Source organism: Sphingopyxis lindanitolerans, from assembly GCF_002993885.1.
Taxonomy (GTDB): Bacteria; Pseudomonadota; Alphaproteobacteria; order Sphingomonadales; family Sphingomonadaceae; genus Sphingopyxis; species Sphingopyxis lindanitolerans.
The window spans coordinates 222,606-238,715 of sequence record NZ_CM009578.1; the positions used below are offsets into that span (position 1 = coordinate 222,606).

Below are 16,110 nucleotides of genomic sequence, written 5' to 3' on the forward strand. Positions count from 1 at the left end.
TGAGCCCCGCACTATCCAACCCCTTGTGTTCCCCCGCCTTCGCGGGGGAACAAGGCGTTGGATTTGGGACGCAGAAGCCTTGTGACGTCATGGCGCCGCCTTGTTGAAAAGCCGGTAAAAATTGGCGCTGGTCGCCGCCCCAAGCGCTTCGGCCCCCTCGCCGCGCAGGTCGGCGAGATACGCCAGCGTGTCGGCAACAAAAGCGGGCTCGCCGGTCTTGCCGCGATGTGGGACGGGGGCGAGGAAGGGGGAATCGGTCTCGATCAGCAGCCGCTCTTGCGGCAGCCATTTGGCGGTCGCCTGCAAATCAGCGGCGTTCTTGAAGGTCACGATCCCCGAGATCGAGATATAGAGACCAAGGTCGAGCGCCCGCCGCGCGAAATCGTCGCTCGCGGTGAAGCAGTGGATCACGCCGGGAAAGACCGTCCTCGCCATCTCCTCGCCGAGCAGCGCCAGCGTGTCGGCCTCGGCCTCGCGGGTGTGGACGATGATCGGCAGCCCCGTTTCCTGCGACGCCTGGATGTGGCGGCGAAAACTGTCCTGCTGCCGCGCGCGATCGCTCTTGTCGTAATAATAGTCGAGGCCCGTTTCACCGATGCCGATCACGCGCGGATGCGCGGCGCGTTCGACGAGCTTTGCGGTGTCGACGTCGGGGTGATGGTCGGCATCGTGCGGATGGATGCCGACGCTGGCCCAGACATCGTCATTGGCCTCGGCGGCGGCGAGCACATCGTCCCATTCGCTTTCGCGCGTCGCGATGTTGAGCATCGCGGTGACGCCGCGCGCCCGTGCCCGCGCCAGCACCTCGTCCTGCTGTTCGGCAAGCCCTTTGTAGTTGAGATGGCAGTGCGAATCGACGAGCATCAGGCCTCCCCTTCTCCCTCGGGCAGTTCGAGGCGGGGGAAGATCGGCACCGGCTGACCGACGGTGAAATCGCTGGCGGCGAGCTTTGCGAACCAGCCCTTGTCGGCGAGCGCCGCGAAATCGCGCGCGTCGGCGGCGATGCCCATCTGGTCCAGCAAAGCGTCGGCCGCCGCGGGTACGACCGGCCGGATCGCGATCGCGAGCGTGCGCACCGCCCGGAACAGGGTCATCAGTACCGCGCGCATCCGTTCGGGGTCGGTCTTGCGTAGCGCCCAGGGCGCCTGCGCATCGACATATTGGTTGCAGGCAAAGACCGCGCGGATCCAATCCTCGATGCCGATCGAGAAAGCGAGCTGCTCGAACTCGTGCGGCAGGCGGTCCTCGGCCATTGCGGAGATGTCGGCGAGCAGGTCGGTATCCGCCTGCGCAGGCGTATAGTCGGCTGAAAGATTGCCATCCAAATTCTTGAAAATCATCGACAAGCTGCGCTGGGCAAGATTGCCGAAACTGTTCGCAAGATCGGCGTTGGCGGTGCGCACGATCGCTTCGGCCGAATAGCTGCCGTCCTGTCCGAAGCTGACTTCGCGCAGCAGATAATAGCGCAGCGCATCGACCCCGAAACGCTCGGCGAGTTCGATCGGGTCGACGACATTGCCGAGCGACTTCGACATTTTTTCGCCGCGGCTCAGCAGAAAGCCGTGGCCGAAGACCTGTTTGGGTAGCGGCAGATTGGCACTCATCAGGAAGGCCGGCCAGTAAACCGCATGAAAACGCACGATATCCTTGCCGATCATATGGATATTCGCGGGCCAGAAGCGGGCGAAATCGCCGTCGGGATCGGGATAGCCGAGCCCCGACAGATAGGTGGTCAGCGCGTCGACCCAGACATACATGACATGCCCCGGCGAACCCGGCACCGGCACGCCCCAGTCGAAGCTGGTGCGCGAGACGCTGAGATCCTTGAGCCCGCCCTCGACGAAACGCAGCACTTCGTTGCGGCGGCTTTCGGGGCGGATGAAATCGGGCTGATCGGCGTAGAGCGCGAGCAGCCGGTCCTGATACGCCGAGAGACGGAAGAACCAGCTTTCCTCCACCGTCCAGTCGACCGGAGTGCCCTGCGGCGACAGGCGTACGCCCCCTTCCCCGTCGGTCAGTTCGCTTTCGTCGTAGAAAGCCTCGTCGCGGACCGAATACCAGCCTTCGTAGCGGTCGAGATAAAGGTCGCCATTCGCTTCCATCGCCCGCCAGATCGCCTGCGACGCCCGGTGGTGCGCGGCATCCGAGGTGCGCATGAAATTGTCATAGCCGATATTCAGTTTGGCATACATCTCACGGAAATAGCCGGACATTTCATTTGCAAGATCGATCGTTTCGCGGCCCTGATCGCGCGCGGTCTGAAACATCTTCAGCCCATGTTCGTCGGTGCCGGTGACCAGCCGCACGTCGCGGCCGCGCGCGCGCTGGAAACGCGCCATCACGTCGGTGGCAATGGCTTCATAGGCATGGCCGATATGCGGACGACCGTTGGGGTAGCTGATGGCGGTGGTGATATAGAAGGGTTCGGACATGCGCGCGCCTTAGCGGCTGCGGGGCGCGAGGGGAAGCGTCAGCGCGCCGCCTGCCGTTCGCGTGGTGCGAGTTCGGCCAGGCAGTTGCCGATCTCGAAGCCGACCATCGACCCGTCGTAGGAACCGCGGATCGCATCGCGCACGGTGCGCTGCACCCGGTCCCACTGCGCGAGCACCGGGGCGATCTCGGCGATCGGGCGCTCGCGCGCCAGCCGCGCGAGCAGGCCCGGGACGATGTCGATCACCAGTTCGAGCCGCGCGCGATTGCTCGTGCCGCCGACCTCACGCGCGAGTGCTTCGCGCAGGCGGTTGCCGGGGTCGCCGCTGGTCGCGATCGCGAGCAATTTCGCTTCCATCGCGCCGACATCGCTGTCGATCAGCGCCAGCGCCTTGCCCGGCACGCCGCCCGACGCGGCGACGATCGCGCGGCGTTCGGCCACGTCGATCATCGGGCGCAGATCGTGCAGCCATGATGTCATGGCGTCATGCTCAACCGGTTGAAAACGCAGGATTCGGCAGCGCGATCGGATCGTCGGAAGCAGGCGCCCCGGCGAATGGCTGACGAGCAGGAACAGCGTCTGCGCGGGCGGCTCCTCGAGCGTCTTGAGCAGCGCGTTGGCGCCGTCGGTCTCAAGATCATCGACCGCATCGACGATGATCACGCGCCAGTCGCCGAGCGACAGCGACAGGTGCAGGCGGCGGATGACGCCGCGCACCTGGTCGATCGCGATATTGCGCGCGAGGTCTTTGTCCTTGCCCTTCGCTTTGTCCTTATCCTTGGGCTGGCGCGCGAGCGGGATGATTTCGGGGTGGTTTCCGGCTTCGACGAGCTTGCCCGCGGCGGCGTCGCCCGGATCGTCGAGGGTGATCGCCTGCCCCGCGCCGGCGCGGCCGTGGGTGGCGAGGAAGCGCGCGACGCGGGCGGCGAAGGCGCCCTTCCCCATCCCCTGCGGCCCGGCGAGCAGCCAGGCATGGTGCAGCCGCCCGCCCTGCCAGGCCTCCAGAAAGGCCTTTTCGGCTTCGCCATGGCCGATCAGCGTCACAGCCACGCCTCGAGTTCGGCCATGATCGCGGCGGTCACCGCCTCCGCGGGCGCGTCGGCGTCGATCACGCGCCAGCGCTCGGGCTCGGCGGCCGCCATTTCGGCGAAGCGTGCGGCAAGGCGCGCCTGATAGTCGGCGGGCTTGCTGCCCATGCGATCGGCGCCCGCGGCATCGCGCACCGCCAGCCGCCGCTCGGCCTCGCGCGCGCTGACGGCGAGCAGGAAAGTATGGTCGGGAAGCAGGCCGAGCGAGCCGAAGCCGTGCAGCGCCAGCAGGTCGGCGTCGGTGATGCCGCCGCCGCCGCCCTGATAGGCGCGCGAGCTGTCGACGAAGCGGTCGCACAGCACCCAGGCGCCGCGTTCGAGCGCGGGGCGGATCGTCCGCGCGACATGGTCGGCGCGCGCCGCGGCGAATAGCAGCGCCTCGCTCCGCGCGTCCCAGCGATCGTCGCTGCCTTCCATCAGCAGGGCGCGGATCGCTTCGGCCCCGGCGCTGCCGCCGGGTTCGCGGGTCGCGACGACCGCGACGCCGCGCGCGGTCAGGGCGGCGGAGAGTGCGCGAATCTGGGTCGATTTGCCGACCCCTTCGCCGCCCTCAAGCGTGATGAAGCGCCCTCTCACCAGCCGGTCAACCGATAGAAGCCGGTGCGCAGCCGCCCCCACAAACCGCCCGCGCCGACGTCATTGGCGGCGAGCAGCGGGGTTCTCTGCGGCGGCAGTCCATCGGGGGTGACGACCAGATCGGCGATCGGGGTGCCGCGCTCAATCGGCGCCGACAGAGGGGAGCGACTGCGCATGACGGCGCTGTAACCACCGGCATAGCCGCGCGGAACCGTCATCCGCACCGGGATCGCCGCCTCGGCAAGCACCATCGGCGCGGCGCCCTGCCCGACGTCGATGCGGCCGATCTTCGCGCCCGCGAGCACCAGTTCGCGCCCTTCCCATTGCTCGAAACCCCAGGTCATCAACCGCTCGGCCTCGTCGCGGCGCGCCTTGTCGCTCGCCATGCCGGCGACGACCATGATCAGCCGCCGCCCGCCGCGCTTCGCCGAGCCGAGGAAGCAATAGCCGGCCTCGGCGGTATGGCCGGTCTTGAGGCCGTCGACCCCCGCTACGCGGCCGAGGATGGGATTGGTGTTCGGCTGGACGATCGGCTTGCCGTCGGGGCTCGTGCCATGCTGGAGCTTCGGCAGCGAGAAATAACGCGCATAGTCGTGCGGATGCTCGCGGATCAGCCGGTCGGCGAGCAGGATCAGGTCGGCGGCGCTGACCTTGGTGACGCCGCCGTCGGGCCAGCCATTCGGTGTGCCAAAATGACTCGATGTCATGCCAAGTTTCGACGCCATCGCATTCATCCGCTTGACAAAAGCCTCTTCACTGCCGTCGATCCCCACCGCGAGCGCGGCGGCGGCGTCATTGGCCGATACGGTGATCAGCCCCTTGAGCAGTTCATCGACCGAGATTTTCTCGCCCGACCGCAGGAACATCGTCGAGCCGCCGTTGCTGCCGTTCCATTTCTTCCACGTCGCCTGGCTGACCGTGATGATCTTGTCGCGCGGCAGCTCGCCCTTTTCGATCAGGTCGAGCACGATATAGGCGGTCATCACCTTCGCCATCGAGGCGGGAGCGAAACGTTTTTCGGCGCCGCGCGAAAAGAGGATCGCCCCCGAATCGAGATCCTTGAGCATCACGATCGGCGCCTGGGTCATATAGAGTGGGCGGCTGGCGGGCGCCGATCTTGAGTGCGCATCGCCTGCCGAGGCGGCTGGAAATGCAACGACAAGCGCCATCGCAGCGACGCTCGCGGCCCCCGCTCTGGCAATAAAAAGCGGTCGTCGCATGGCGGCCGTCAACGGTCGCGGACGACCACCGCGTCGCGGAAGCCCTTATCCCTGGCCTTGCCCTGCGCGGCGCGCGCCTCGGCATCGCTGGCGAACGGCCCCATGCGGACGCGCCAATATCGGCCTGCCTTCGCCACCGTTCCGCCGACCGATTTGGCGGCCGTATCGGCGCGCGCTTCGGTGCTGAAGGCGCCGACCTGGACCTGATAGGCGCCCGTGGCGGCCGTAGCATCTTTTGCGGGAAGCGGTTTGGAGGCCGGCTTCGACGGCTGGACCGCGAGCCGATCGTCGCCGGGCTTTGCCTTGCCCGATGCCACCGGCGGCGCGGGCTGCGCCGCAACGGGCGTGGCAGGCTTGGGGGCGGGTTTGGAAGCGGATTCGGCCTTCAATTTCTTGCGCAGGATCGCGAGCAGCGAGTCGGGCGTCGCGATCCGTGCGGGCACGGCGCGCCCTGCGCGGAGCTGCGCGCGTTCGGCCTGCGGCGGATTGGTCCGGCGCACCCGCACCGCGGCAGGACCGCCGCCGGTGATGCCGAGTTGCTGGGCGGCGCCGCGCGACAGGTCGATCAGCCGGTCGTTCGCCATCGGCCCGCGATCGTTGATGCGGACAAGGATCGTGCGCCCGGTATCGAGCGCGGTCACTTCGACATAGCTCGGCATCGGCAGCGTCTTGTGCGCGGCGCTGATTGCGTCGGGGTCGAAGGTTTCGCCATTGGCGGTCGGCTTGCCGGCCAGCTCGTCACCATACCAGCTCGCATAGCCGACATCGTCATAATCGGCGACATCGACGGGCGTATAGGTGACCCCCGCGACGCTGTAGGGATCGCCGAGCTTGACCGGCCTGTCGCTGACCCGCTCGACGACCGGCGCGGGCGCCGGGCCCGCGGCGGGGCCGCCGTCGCGCTTGTCCTTCATCACCCCGCATCCCGAAAGCAGCAATGCCGCCCCCGCGATCAGGGCCCCCTCCCTAACGATCGATTTCATCCGCCAGCAACCCCACAGACAATGCGTAAAAGTTGGAACAATTATAGTCCAATATCGCACGATAGTTGCCAGTCAGCAAATAAGCGGTTTTTCCCGGGCCGTCGGGTTCGAGCAAGGTCGCCTGCACCTGCGCGTCGGGCCAGCGGCCGCTGAGCGTTTGAAAACCATCGGCGCGCCATTCGGCCATCGAGCGCCAGCGGCTGTAGCGCGCGAACACGCGCGGGCAGCGTGTCGGCTGGAGGCGGGTCGCCATCGCGGCGCGATTATAGCCCGCGGGAACCTGCACCGCGACGCCCCACGGCTGCCCGGCGCGCCAGCCCGCGCGGCGCAGATAGGCGCCGATCGATTCGATCGCGTCGGCTTCGCTCGACCAGATGCGCGCGGCGCCGTCGCCGTCGCCGTCCTCGGCAACTTGCAGATAGACCGAAGGCAGGAATTGCGGATAGCCGAAGGCACCAGCCCAGCTTCCCTTGAGGACATCGCGCGGAACGCCCTTTTGCACCATTTCGAGGGTCGCGATAAATTCGGGCTCGAACAATGTGCGGCGGCGCCCTTCATAGGCGAGCGTCGCCAGCGCTTCGGGCAGGTCGAAATTGCCGGTGACCGCGCCATAGGCGGTTTCGTGGCCGAAGATCGCGATCATGATGCTCGTCGGCACGCCGGTGCGCTGTTCGATGCGCGACAGCAAGGGCAGCAGCCGGTCGTGGACGCGCCGTCCGCCGTTGATCCGCGCCGCATCGACATGCTTGACGCGATAGGGGGCGAAATTGGGGATCGGCGTGTTCGGGTTCGGCGGTGCGCCCAGATTGTCGCGGTCGAGCGCGATGACGCGCGGATTATAGCGCAGCCCGGTCGTCACCCGGTCGAACGTCGCGCGCGAAACGCCGCGCGCCTCTGCCTTCGGCCACAGCGACTGGACATAAGTGTCAAAGCCGGCATCGCCGCTCTGCGCGTAGAGCGGGCCTGCCATCACCATCGACCAAGCCGAGAGCGTAAAGCCCAGCAGGCTGGAAAGACGTCCGATTCTGAAACCTCTAGCGTGCATCATGTCCCACCCCATAGAGTCGGATTGAACCAGATGCACGCGGCTTCGCCATCCGCCGCGAGACGGGTCGAGTCATTCGCGCGGCGAACCGAGCCCGCAATCTTTTGCTTGCCGCGAAGCCGGTGCGCGCTATGTCGGCGCCGACGGACAGGTGGCCGAGTGGTTTAAGGCAGCGGTCTTGAAAACCGCCGTGGGTGCAAGCTCACCGTGGGTTCGAATCCCACCCTGTCCGCCACTTTTCTGTGTAATGCGCGACCTCATTGTGAGCGGCGGTTTTGGGGCGGGAAACTGCCGAACGTAGCTCTTTGGTCGGCACCGAATCTCTTTCAAACGAATAAGAAAATTCGCGCAGAGGCCGTAGAGATCGCAAAGAGGAAAACGCTTTTCCTCTGCGTTCTCTGCGCCTCTGCGCGAATCTATTTTGAGGCCGCCTCGCGGCTATGACGGCCTCCGGTCGATTGCCGTCTTTAAACCTCGTCATGCTGAAACAAGTTCAGGGTGATGATAATGGACAGGGAAGCTTCCGACCGTTTCAGGCCATTCAATTCCTCATCGACGCCGAAACTTGCAATATAATCGGAGCTTCGCGCCCTTACCCGGCATCGTGAAAGATCACGCCCAGCGTGAAGCGCTCGCCGCGGCGGATTTCGCTGACGCCATGGCGCAGCTTGACGCGATAGGGGCCGCGGCTGCCCTGGCGCGGGGCTTCGTTGACCGCGAAGATCACCGCATCGCCCTGTTTCAGCGGCACGACGTGCGGGCGCGATTGCATGCGCGGGCGCTGTTCGGTGAGGATGAATTCGCCGCCGTCGAAATCCGCGCCCGGCTGCGACAGCAGGATTGCGATCTGGAACGGAAAATGAAGTTCGCCGTAAAGATCCTGATGCAGGCAATTATAGTCACCGGCGCCGTATCTGAGGATCAGCGGCGTCGGGCGCGGTTGGCCGGCGAGCGCGCATTGTGCGAGGAAGGCGGCATGGTCGGCGGGGTATAGCGACGCGCGCCCGAGCATCGCGGCCCAATCGTTCGCGAGCCGCGCCAGCGGCGGATAGAAGGCCGTGCGAAGGGCCGCGACGAGGTCGGGCAGCGGATAGCGATAGTAACGATATTCACCACGTCCGAACCCATGCCGCTGCATCGAGATCGTGCTGCGGTAGAGAGCGTCGGCCGCATAATCCGCCTTGAGTTCGGCGCATCGAGCCGGTGACAGCAGGCCGGGAACGAGGTGCCAGCCTCTGGCGCCGAGATCGGCGGCGAGCGCGTTCCTGTCGAGGTCGGCGGCGCTGCGGGAAATGTCGTGGATCGGCATGATCGTCCTTCGTCGTGGCGAGGGGTCCGTCCCTATCCGCGGCACCGCGGCGCTCCGCCCCGTTTCTTGCGATCAAATTTCTCCAAGGCTGCCGTCTGACGCCTCCGTCTTGAGGTCGGTTCCGGGAACACCCGGTCGACATCAAAAGAGGGATTTCATGCGCAAGATCTTGCTGGCCTCCACCTGCCTCGCCGCCGTTCTTTCCACCACCGCTCATGCCGAAACCAGCATCAGCACCGCGACGACCACGCCGGTGCGCACCTCGACGGTCAAATCGGGCGCCGCCGACGATGTGAAGATCACCTCGGCGGGGTCGGTCAAGCCGACGAGCGGCACCGCGGTCACCATCGACAGCAACAACAAGCTGGTCAACGACGGCACGATCCAGATCACCAATGCGGACGGCGCGACCGGCATTTTCGCGAACGCCGGGGTCAGCGGCACGATCACCAATTCGGCGACCGGCAAGATCATCATCGACGAAAGCTATGCGCCGACCGACATCGACAAGGATGGCGACATCGACGGCCCCTATGCGGTGGGCAGCGGCCGCACCGGCATCGCGACCGGCGGCGCCTTTACCGGGCAAATCCTCAACAGCGGCGAAATCACGGTCGAGGGCAATGATTCGGCGGGCATCCGCCTCGGCGGGCCGCTGACCGGCAATTTCACCACCGACGGCAAGATTTCGGTGCTCGGCGACAATGCGCTCGGCGTCGGTTTGCAGGACGTGACCGGCAATGTCCGCCTGGCCGGGACGATCACCGCGGTCGGCGAAAATGCCGTCGCCGCGCGGCTCGCGGGCGATATCAACGGCGCGCTCGTCGTGCAGGGCACGCTGACGTCGACCGGCTATCGCTATACCACGGCCCCCGCCGACCCGTCGAAGCTCGACGCCGACGACCTGCTGATCGGCGGCCCGGCGCTGTCGATCGAAGGCAATGTCACCGGCGGCATCGTCGTCGCCGTGCCCCCGAAAGACACCAAGCCCGACGACAAGGATGAGGACAAGGACGGCATCGAGGACGCCAAGGAAGGGTCGGGCTCGATCCAATCCTATGGTTCGGCCCCGGCGCTGCGCATCGGTTCGGCGGGCCAGGATATCGCGATCGGCGCGGTCGCGGGCACCGGCACCGGCCTGGGGCTGATCATCGACGGCGGGGTCGTCGGCAACGGCCTGTATGCGGGCAAGGACGCGACCGCGATCCAACTCGGCGGCATGGGCCGCAACGTGACGATCGCCGGCGGCATCGGGATTGGCGGCAGCGTGTCCGCCCTCTCGAACGGCGCGTCGGCGACGGCGATCCGCGTCGGCAGCGGTGCGACGACTCCCGAAATCCGCGTCGCGGGCAAGGTCGAGGCGTCGGGCGGCAAGGACGCCTCCGCGATCTCCACCGGCATCCTGGTCGAGGCGGGCGGCGACGTCGGTCTGATCCGCAACAGTGGATCGATCAGCGCCAAGGCGGCGGGAGATGCGGGCACCGCGCGCGCGATCGTCGATCTGTCGGGCAGCGTCGACACGATCGAAAACAGCGGCATCATCAGCGCCACCGGCGCCGCCGCCACGTCGGATCGCAACATCGCGATCGACCTGTCGGCGAACGGTAATGGCGCGGCGGTCAAGCAGACTGCGGTCGCCAGCGGCATCGCGGCGCCGAGCATCGTCGGCGACGTCCGCTTTGGCGGCGGCGATGACCTGTTCGACATCGCCGACGGTTCGGTGAAGGGAAACAGCTATTTCGGCGCGGGCGACAATCGCCTGGCGATGTCGGGCGACGCCACTTACGCGGGCAATGCGCGCTTTGGCGGCGGCAATGACACGATGGCGCTCGGCGGCACCTCGGTATTCAGCGGCAGCGTCGATTTTGGCGGCGGCAGCGATGCGCTGACCATCGGCGGCACGTCGCGCTTCTCGGGCAGCCTCGCCAATTCGCAGGGGCTGGCGGTGTCGGTCGATGGCGGCACCTTCGACGTGAGCGGCGCGGCGTCGATCGCTTCGCTGGCGGTCACGGGCAAGGGCGTGCTGGCGGTGACGCTCGACGACGGCAGCACCGGGACGGCGCTGACCGTTGGCGGCAATGCCAGCTTTGCGGCGGATTCGAAGCTGGCGCTCAAACTGTCGAGCCTGGAGAATGCCGAGGGCAATCATGTCGTGCTGACCGCCGGGACGCTGGCGGGCGCCGACAATCTGACGACCGAATCGACGCTGCTTCCCTTCCTCTACAAGGGCACGCTCAGCTCGAACGCCACCCAGCTCATCGTCAATGTGTCGCGCAAGAGCGCCACGGACCTGGGCCTCAACCGCTCCGAAACGAGCGCGTTCGACGCGGTGATCGACGCGGTGACCGCCGACCAGAAGGTCGAGGACGTGTTCCTTGGCATCACCGACGGCGACCAGTTCCACAACCAGTTGCGGCAGATGCTGCCCGAGCATGAAGGCGGGGTCTTCGAGACCGTCACCTCGGGTTCGCGCGCGCTGGCGCGCTATCTGCAGGATCCGAACGCGCCGTTCCAGGACGAGGGCAAGTGGCGTTATTGGGTCAACCAGGCGATGTGGGGCACCGCAAAGGGGGTTGGGCAGACCGCGGGTTATAATATCAGCGGTTGGGGCCTGTCGCTCGGCGCCGAGATCAAGAGCGACGTCGGCAATTTCGGCGGCTCGATCGCCTTCCTGAGCGGCAAGGACGGCAACAGCAGCAACGACAGCGAAGTGTCGTCGAGCCAGTTCGAGGGCGCGCTGCACTGGCGGCTCCAGTCCGACGGCTGGATGGCGAACGCCCGCGTGTCGGGCGCGCCGATCAGCCTGAAAGGCACGCGCGTCTTTCGCGCCGAGGATATCGACAAGACGATGCGCGGCAAATGGGACGCGACGCTCTATTCGGCGTCGGGCTCGATCGCCAAGGACGGGCGCCTCGGCGGGCTGACGATCCGCCCGACCGTCGCGGTCGATTATTACCGGCTGAAGGAAGACGGCTATGCCGAATCGGGCGGCGGCGATGCGCTCGACCTGACGGTGGGTGGCCGCAGCAGCGACGAGTTGGCGGTGTCGGGCACCGTGGCGCTCGGCCTCCAGTTCGGCGGCACCGACGAATATGACGGCTGGACGCGCTTCGAGCTCGAAGGCGGGCGCCGCGAGATCGTCGGCGGTTCGCTGGGCGCCACCGTGGCGTCGTTCAAGGACGGCACCCCCTTCACCCTCGTCCCAGAGGATCGCACGAGCGGCTGGGTCGGCCGGTTCCGCGGCGTCGCCGGCAATTCGGCCTTTCAGGTCGCCGGCGAAGTGTCAGCGGAAGAACAGCAAAGCCACATCGGCTGGGCGTTCCGTGCGAGCCTGCGGGTCGGCCTGTAGCCCCCTCCGCGGCTGGCCCGCAGCAAGGGGGAAGCCCCTCCCTACCCCCGGCTTCCCCCTTGCCAAGGCTCGAAGGATGAAAAGGAGATGATGATATTCCAGCCCGCTCTTGCCCGCGATCCCGGCCCCGCCATGCCGACGCGGTTGCATGGCGGGCGTCTGGCGCTATATGGCGGCATCATCAGGGGGCCGAACGGGGCGCGCCGGTTTGGCGCGTGCCGACAGACAATGGCATTCCGCGGTAAGCAATCCATGACCGATGCGAGTGATCGAACCGACGCCGTCCAGGGCATCGAAGGCGTGTTGCTCGCCAACCGCGACCGCATCGTGCGTTTTCTGAAGGTGCGCGGCGCGGACGATATGGCCGAGGATCTGTTTCAGGATTTGTGGATGCGGCTGACCGAACGCGGCGTGGGGCCGATCGCCGAACCGCTCGCCTATGTGATGCGCGCGGCGAACAATCTGATGCTCGACCGCTATCGTTCGGCGCGGCAAAGCGCCCTGCGCGACGCGGCGTGGAGCGATGTGACGATCGCCGAAGGCCCCTCCGCCGAGGCGACGCTGATCTCTCGCGAGCAATTGGCGCTGGTCGAACAGGCGATCGCGGCGACCGGCGAGCGTCCGGCGCGCATCTTTCGCCGCTTTCGCGTCGACGGCATCCAGCAGCGCGATATCGCGGCCGAAATCGGCGTCAGCCTGAGCACCGTCGAAGCCGATCTGCGCAAAGTCTATGCCGTGATCGCCAGGACGAGGAGGTCGTTCGATGGCTGACGATGCAAGAACCGCCGCCGAGGCGCGGGCGACCGACTGGATCATCCGGCAGCGCGACCCCGCCTTCGCCGATTGGGACGGCTTCACCGACTGGCTGGCCGAAGACCCCGACCATGCGGACCTGTACGACGCGCTCGCGAGCCTCGACCGCGATCTTGACGCGCTGCCGCCCGAGCATGCGCCATCGGTCGTGATCAGGCCCGAAACCCCGCGCCGTCCGTCGCGGCGGGCTTGGTTCGGCGGCGCCGTCGCGGCGGCGCTTGTCGCGGTGGTCGCCCTGCCGCAGCTCGGCTTGTTCGGCGACCCGAACCGGATCGAGACGGCGGCGGGCGAGCATCGCTCGATCACGCTCGCTGACGGGTCGAAGATCGAGATCAATGGCGCATCGGTCCTTGAGCTCGACAAGGACCGCCCGCGCTTCGCCCGGCTGGAATCGGGCGAGGCGATGTTCCATGTCATTCACCGCGAGGATGATCCGTTCGTCGTCGAGGCTGGAGCTTCGCGCATCGTCGACCTCGGCACCGCGTTCAACGTCGTTCGCCGCGACCGCCGGACCTCGGTCGCGGTGTCGGAGGGCGTGGTTCTCTATAACCCGCAGCGCGACAAGGTTCGCGTCACCGCCGGGCAGGCGATCGAGGCCGGCGACGCCGACGCCAAGCCGCCGCGGGTGCATCCGATCGATATCGCCAACGTCGGCGGCTGGCGCACCGGGCTTCTCGTCTATAATGACGCGCCGCTCTCCATCGTTGCCGAGGATCTGAGGCGCACGGCGGGGATCGAGGTCGCGGTCGCCCCCGATGCCGCGGGGCAATCGTTCCGCGGCGCGCTGATCATCGACAAGGACCGTGCGCGGACGGTCGCCGATCTCGCGGCGCTGTCGGGCACCATCGCCGAGCGTCGCGGCGACGGCTGGGTGCTGACACGTTAACATGGCGCGCTGGCAAATGCCCCTGCTGGCCCTCGCGCTTGTCGGCCTGCCGGCGCAGGTCGCGGCGGCCGAGGAGCGGGCGTTCAACGTGCCCGGCGGGGCGCTGTCGACGGCGCTGCCGCAACTCAGTCGCCAGGCGGGCGTCAGCATCAGCGTCGCCGACGCGCGGCTGTGGCAAGCCGACGTCCGGCCGGTGCGCGGGCGCATGGACGTGCAGCGCGCACTGAAACAGATGCTTGCCGGCACCGATGCGCGGGCGGTGCGGGTCAATGCGACGAGTTGGCGGATCGAGCGCCGCGCGCCGTCGCCGAACATCGCGAGACGCGCGCCACCGCGCGCGGCGCCGCAGCCGCGTGCGCGCGAACCGGCGCCCGTGGTCGCGTCGGCGGACGAGGCGATCATCGTCACCGCGAGCAAGACCGACCTTCCCTATTCGCATTTCGCAGGCGTCGCGACCCGGCTGGATGGCGACGATCTGGCGTTTGGCGGTGAGCGCGGAACCGATTCGATCCTGTCGCGCGTGGCGACGATTTCCTCGACCTATCTCGGGGCCGGGCGCAACAAGCTGTTCATTCGCGGCATCGCCGATTCGAGCTTCACCGGCCCGACGCAGGCAACGGTCGGGCAATATCTGGGCGACGTCCGGCTCAGCTACAACGCGCCCGACCCCGATCTGCGCCTTTACGACATCGACAGCGTCGAGGTGCTCGAGGGGCCGCAGGGCACGCTTTATGGCGCGGGATCGCTTGGCGGGATCATCCGCTCGGTGCCGAAAGCGCCCGATCCGCGCGAGACGCGGCTGCAGGCGATCGCGGGCGTCTCCGCCACGCAGCATGGTGAACCCGGCGGCGATATCGCGGGCATCGTCAACGTGCCGGTCGGCGACGGCGGCAGCGCGGTGCGCCTGGTCGGCTATATGCTGACCGACGGCGGCTATATCGACAATCCGTTGCTGGGGAAGAATGACGTCAATCGCACCCGGATCTGGGGCGGACGCGCCGCCGCGCGGGTCGAGCTTGGTGACAATTGGACCGTAGATATCGGGGGCGTCTATCAGGCGATCACCTCCGACGACGCGCAATATGCCGACAAAAATGCCCCGCCGCTGACGCGCAGTTCGCTGGTCGAACAGGGCGCGAAGGCGCGATACGGGCTTGGCACCATCGTGATCCAGAAAGACTGGGACGATCTGCATTTCCAGACGTCGAACGCGTTTGTCAGTCACCGCCTGTTCGAGCGGTTCGACGCGGGCAAGCCCGGCGAAGACCCCCGGATCCTCGATCAGAACAACCGCACACGCATGTTCGTCAGCGAAACCCGGTTGTCGCGGCCGTTCCTCGACGGGTTCGGCTGGGTCATCGGCACCAGCTTCATCGATAATCGCACGCGGCAGCGGCGCGAATATGGAAGCACGCTGCTGCGCGCCACCGTGCCGGGGGTGACGAATGAGATCACCGAATTCACCGGCTATGCCGAGGGCACGGTGGAATTGCTGCCGCATGTGATCGTTTCGGCGGGCGGGCGCATCTCGCACGCGCGGCTTGGCGGCGAGGCCGATGGCGTGCCCTTCGCCATCGCCTTTGCCGGGCGCGCGACGACGGCGCATCGCACCGAAACCGACCTTCTCCCCTCTTTCTCGTTGCTTGCCACGCCGTTCGACAATTTCCGCCTCTATGCCCGCTATCAGGAGGGATTTCGTCCGGGCGGCCTTGCCATCGACGGCGATTTCGTGCGCCGTTTCCGCAACGACCAGGTGCGAACCTGGGAAGGCGGGGTCCGTTTTGGCGAGAAAGGGCGCACGCCGTTCGACGCCAACGTGTCGGTGTCGTATACGCGCTGGCGCGACATCCAGGCGGACTTCATCGACGGCAACGGCTTTCCGACGACCGCCAATATCGGCGACGGCCGGATCACGAGCCTTTCGGGAGCGGTCGCGTTCCGGCCGGTCGCCGCGCTATCCTTTGATCTCGGCGCGGTCTATAACCACAGCCGCGTCGACGAATTGTCGGCGCTGGCGCTCGCGGCCTTTGCCGATGCGCCCGCCAAGCTGGGCCGCATCCCCAATGTCGCGAGCCACGCGGTTCGCGGCGCGGTGACCTATGTCGCGCCTGTCGACGCCGATACGGAACTGCGCGTCAACGGCTGGGCGAACTATATCGGGCCGTCGCGGCTGGGCATCGGCCCGGTGCTTGGCGAAGGCCAGGGCGATTATATCGATACCGGCCTCGCGCTACGCCTCGGCAGCGAACATCGCGGCCTGTCGCTGACGCTGACCAATATATTCGACGCGCGCGGCAACCGCTTCGCGCTCGGCACGCCGTTCGTCGAGGGCGGTGCGGGCTATGTCACCCCGCTCCGCCCCCGCACGATCCGGATTGCGGTGGATGTGGCGTATTAGAATTCGTCATTG

12 protein-coding genes and 1 tRNA gene are annotated in these 16,110 nt (G+C 67.0%); 5 read left to right on the forward strand and 8 right to left on the reverse strand.

Annotation, left to right across the window (positions count from 1 at the left end; translation table 11 throughout):
• Positions 1-87 precede the first annotated feature (87 nt).
• From CVO77_RS01120 to CVO77_RS01150, 7 genes are all read right to left on the reverse strand, one after another.
• Complete coding sequence (locus CVO77_RS01120) at positions 88-864, reverse strand: TatD family hydrolase (RefSeq protein WP_105997508.1); 777 nt, start codon at positions 862-864, stop codon at positions 88-90.
• Positions 864-2,432, reverse strand: coding sequence for a methionine--tRNA ligase (gene metG, locus CVO77_RS01125; RefSeq protein ID WP_105997509.1), 1,569 nt, complete (start codon positions 2,430-2,432; stop codon positions 864-866). The genes CVO77_RS01120 and metG overlap by 1 nt, the downstream gene beginning before the upstream one ends.
• 38 nt (positions 2,433-2,470) lie before the next feature.
• Entirely contained in the window at positions 2,471-3,475 is a 1,005-nt protein-coding gene (locus tag CVO77_RS01130) for a DNA polymerase III subunit delta' (protein ID WP_242446056.1), read from the reverse strand.
• Entirely contained in the window at positions 3,472-4,098 is a 627-nt protein-coding gene (gene tmk, locus CVO77_RS01135) for a dTMP kinase (protein ID WP_106000553.1), read from the reverse strand. Before tmk ends, CVO77_RS01130 begins: the two co-directional genes overlap by 4 nt.
• Positions 4,092-5,183 carry a D-alanyl-D-alanine carboxypeptidase family protein gene (locus CVO77_RS01140; RefSeq protein ID WP_158257966.1) on the reverse strand — a complete coding sequence of 364 codons (1,092 nt, stop codon included), beginning with the start codon at positions 5,181-5,183 and terminating at the stop codon, positions 4,092-4,094. The genes tmk and CVO77_RS01140 overlap by 7 nt, the downstream gene beginning before the upstream one ends.
• 140 nt (positions 5,184-5,323) lie before the next feature.
• Entirely contained in the window at positions 5,324-6,298 is a 975-nt protein-coding gene (locus CVO77_RS01145) for a septal ring lytic transglycosylase RlpA family protein (RefSeq protein WP_105997511.1), read from the reverse strand.
• Positions 6,282-7,268, reverse strand: coding sequence for a lytic murein transglycosylase (locus tag CVO77_RS01150; protein ID WP_420822552.1), 987 nt, complete (start codon positions 7,266-7,268; stop codon positions 6,282-6,284). The genes CVO77_RS01145 and CVO77_RS01150 overlap by 17 nt, the downstream gene beginning before the upstream one ends.
• Before the next feature lie 220 nt (positions 7,269-7,488).
• Here CVO77_RS01150 and CVO77_RS01155 point away from each other — a divergent pair.
• Positions 7,489-7,578 (forward strand) — tRNA-Ser (locus CVO77_RS01155).
• Between the two features lie 357 nt (positions 7,579-7,935).
• On the opposite strand, the gene CVO77_RS01160 is transcribed toward CVO77_RS01155, so the two are convergent.
• Positions 7,936-8,652 (reverse strand): 2OG-Fe(II) oxygenase, encoded by a 717-nt coding sequence (locus CVO77_RS01160; protein WP_105997513.1) that lies wholly within the window; start codon positions 8,650-8,652, stop codon positions 7,936-7,938.
• 157 nt (positions 8,653-8,809) lie between these two features.
• Between CVO77_RS01160 and CVO77_RS01165 the strand changes: the two genes are divergently transcribed.
• From CVO77_RS01165 to CVO77_RS01180, 4 genes are all read left to right on the forward strand, one after another.
• Positions 8,810-12,001, forward strand: coding sequence for an autotransporter outer membrane beta-barrel domain-containing protein (locus CVO77_RS01165; RefSeq protein WP_105997514.1), 3,192 nt, complete (start codon positions 8,810-8,812; stop codon positions 11,999-12,001).
• A gap of 252 nt (positions 12,002-12,253) precedes the next feature.
• Positions 12,254-12,772: an RNA polymerase sigma factor gene (locus CVO77_RS01170; RefSeq protein ID WP_106000554.1), complete on the forward strand. Its 519-nt coding sequence runs from the start codon at positions 12,254-12,256 to the stop codon at positions 12,770-12,772.
• Positions 12,765-13,700, forward strand: coding sequence for a FecR family protein (locus CVO77_RS01175; protein WP_105997515.1), 936 nt, complete (start codon positions 12,765-12,767; stop codon positions 13,698-13,700). Before CVO77_RS01170 ends, CVO77_RS01175 begins: the two co-directional genes overlap by 8 nt.
• Before the next feature lie 16 nt (positions 13,701-13,716).
• Positions 13,717-16,098: a TonB-dependent receptor gene (locus CVO77_RS01180; RefSeq protein WP_242446057.1), complete on the forward strand. Its 2,382-nt coding sequence runs from the start codon at positions 13,717-13,719 to the stop codon at positions 16,096-16,098.
• Positions 16,099-16,110: the final 12 nt, after the last annotated feature.

What these genes read in the sequence shown, in the direction of transcription:
- CVO77_RS01120 (WP_105997508.1), bottom strand. Translation starts at nt 864, where the DNA reads ATGCTCGTCGATTCGCACTGCCATCTCAACTACAAAGGGCTTGCCGAA.
- metG (WP_105997509.1), bottom strand. Translation starts at nt 2,432, where the DNA reads ATGTCCGAACCCTTCTATATCACCACCGCCATCAGCTACCCCAACGGT.
- CVO77_RS01140 (WP_158257966.1), bottom strand. Translation starts at nt 5,183, where the DNA reads ATGACCCAGGCGCCGATCGTGATGCTCAAGGATCTCGATTCGGGGGCG.
- CVO77_RS01145 (WP_105997511.1), bottom strand. Translation starts at nt 6,298, where the DNA reads ATGAAATCGATCGTTAGGGAGGGGGCCCTGATCGCGGGGGCGGCATTG.
- CVO77_RS01150 (WP_420822552.1), bottom strand. Translation starts at nt 7,268, where the DNA reads ATGGCAGGCCCGCTCTACGCGCAGAGCGGCGATGCCGGCTTTGACACT.
- CVO77_RS01160 (WP_105997513.1), bottom strand. Translation starts at nt 8,652, where the DNA reads ATGCCGATCCACGACATTTCCCGCAGCGCCGCCGACCTCGACAGGAAC.
- CVO77_RS01165 (WP_105997514.1), top strand. Translation starts at nt 8,810, where the DNA reads ATGCGCAAGATCTTGCTGGCCTCCACCTGCCTCGCCGCCGTTCTTTCC.
- CVO77_RS01170 (WP_106000554.1), top strand. Translation starts at nt 12,254, where the DNA reads ATGACCGATGCGAGTGATCGAACCGACGCCGTCCAGGGCATCGAAGGC.
- CVO77_RS01175 (WP_105997515.1), top strand. Translation starts at nt 12,765, where the DNA reads ATGGCTGACGATGCAAGAACCGCCGCCGAGGCGCGGGCGACCGACTGG.
- CVO77_RS01180 (WP_242446057.1), top strand. Translation starts at nt 13,717, where the DNA reads ATGCCCCTGCTGGCCCTCGCGCTTGTCGGCCTGCCGGCGCAGGTCGCG.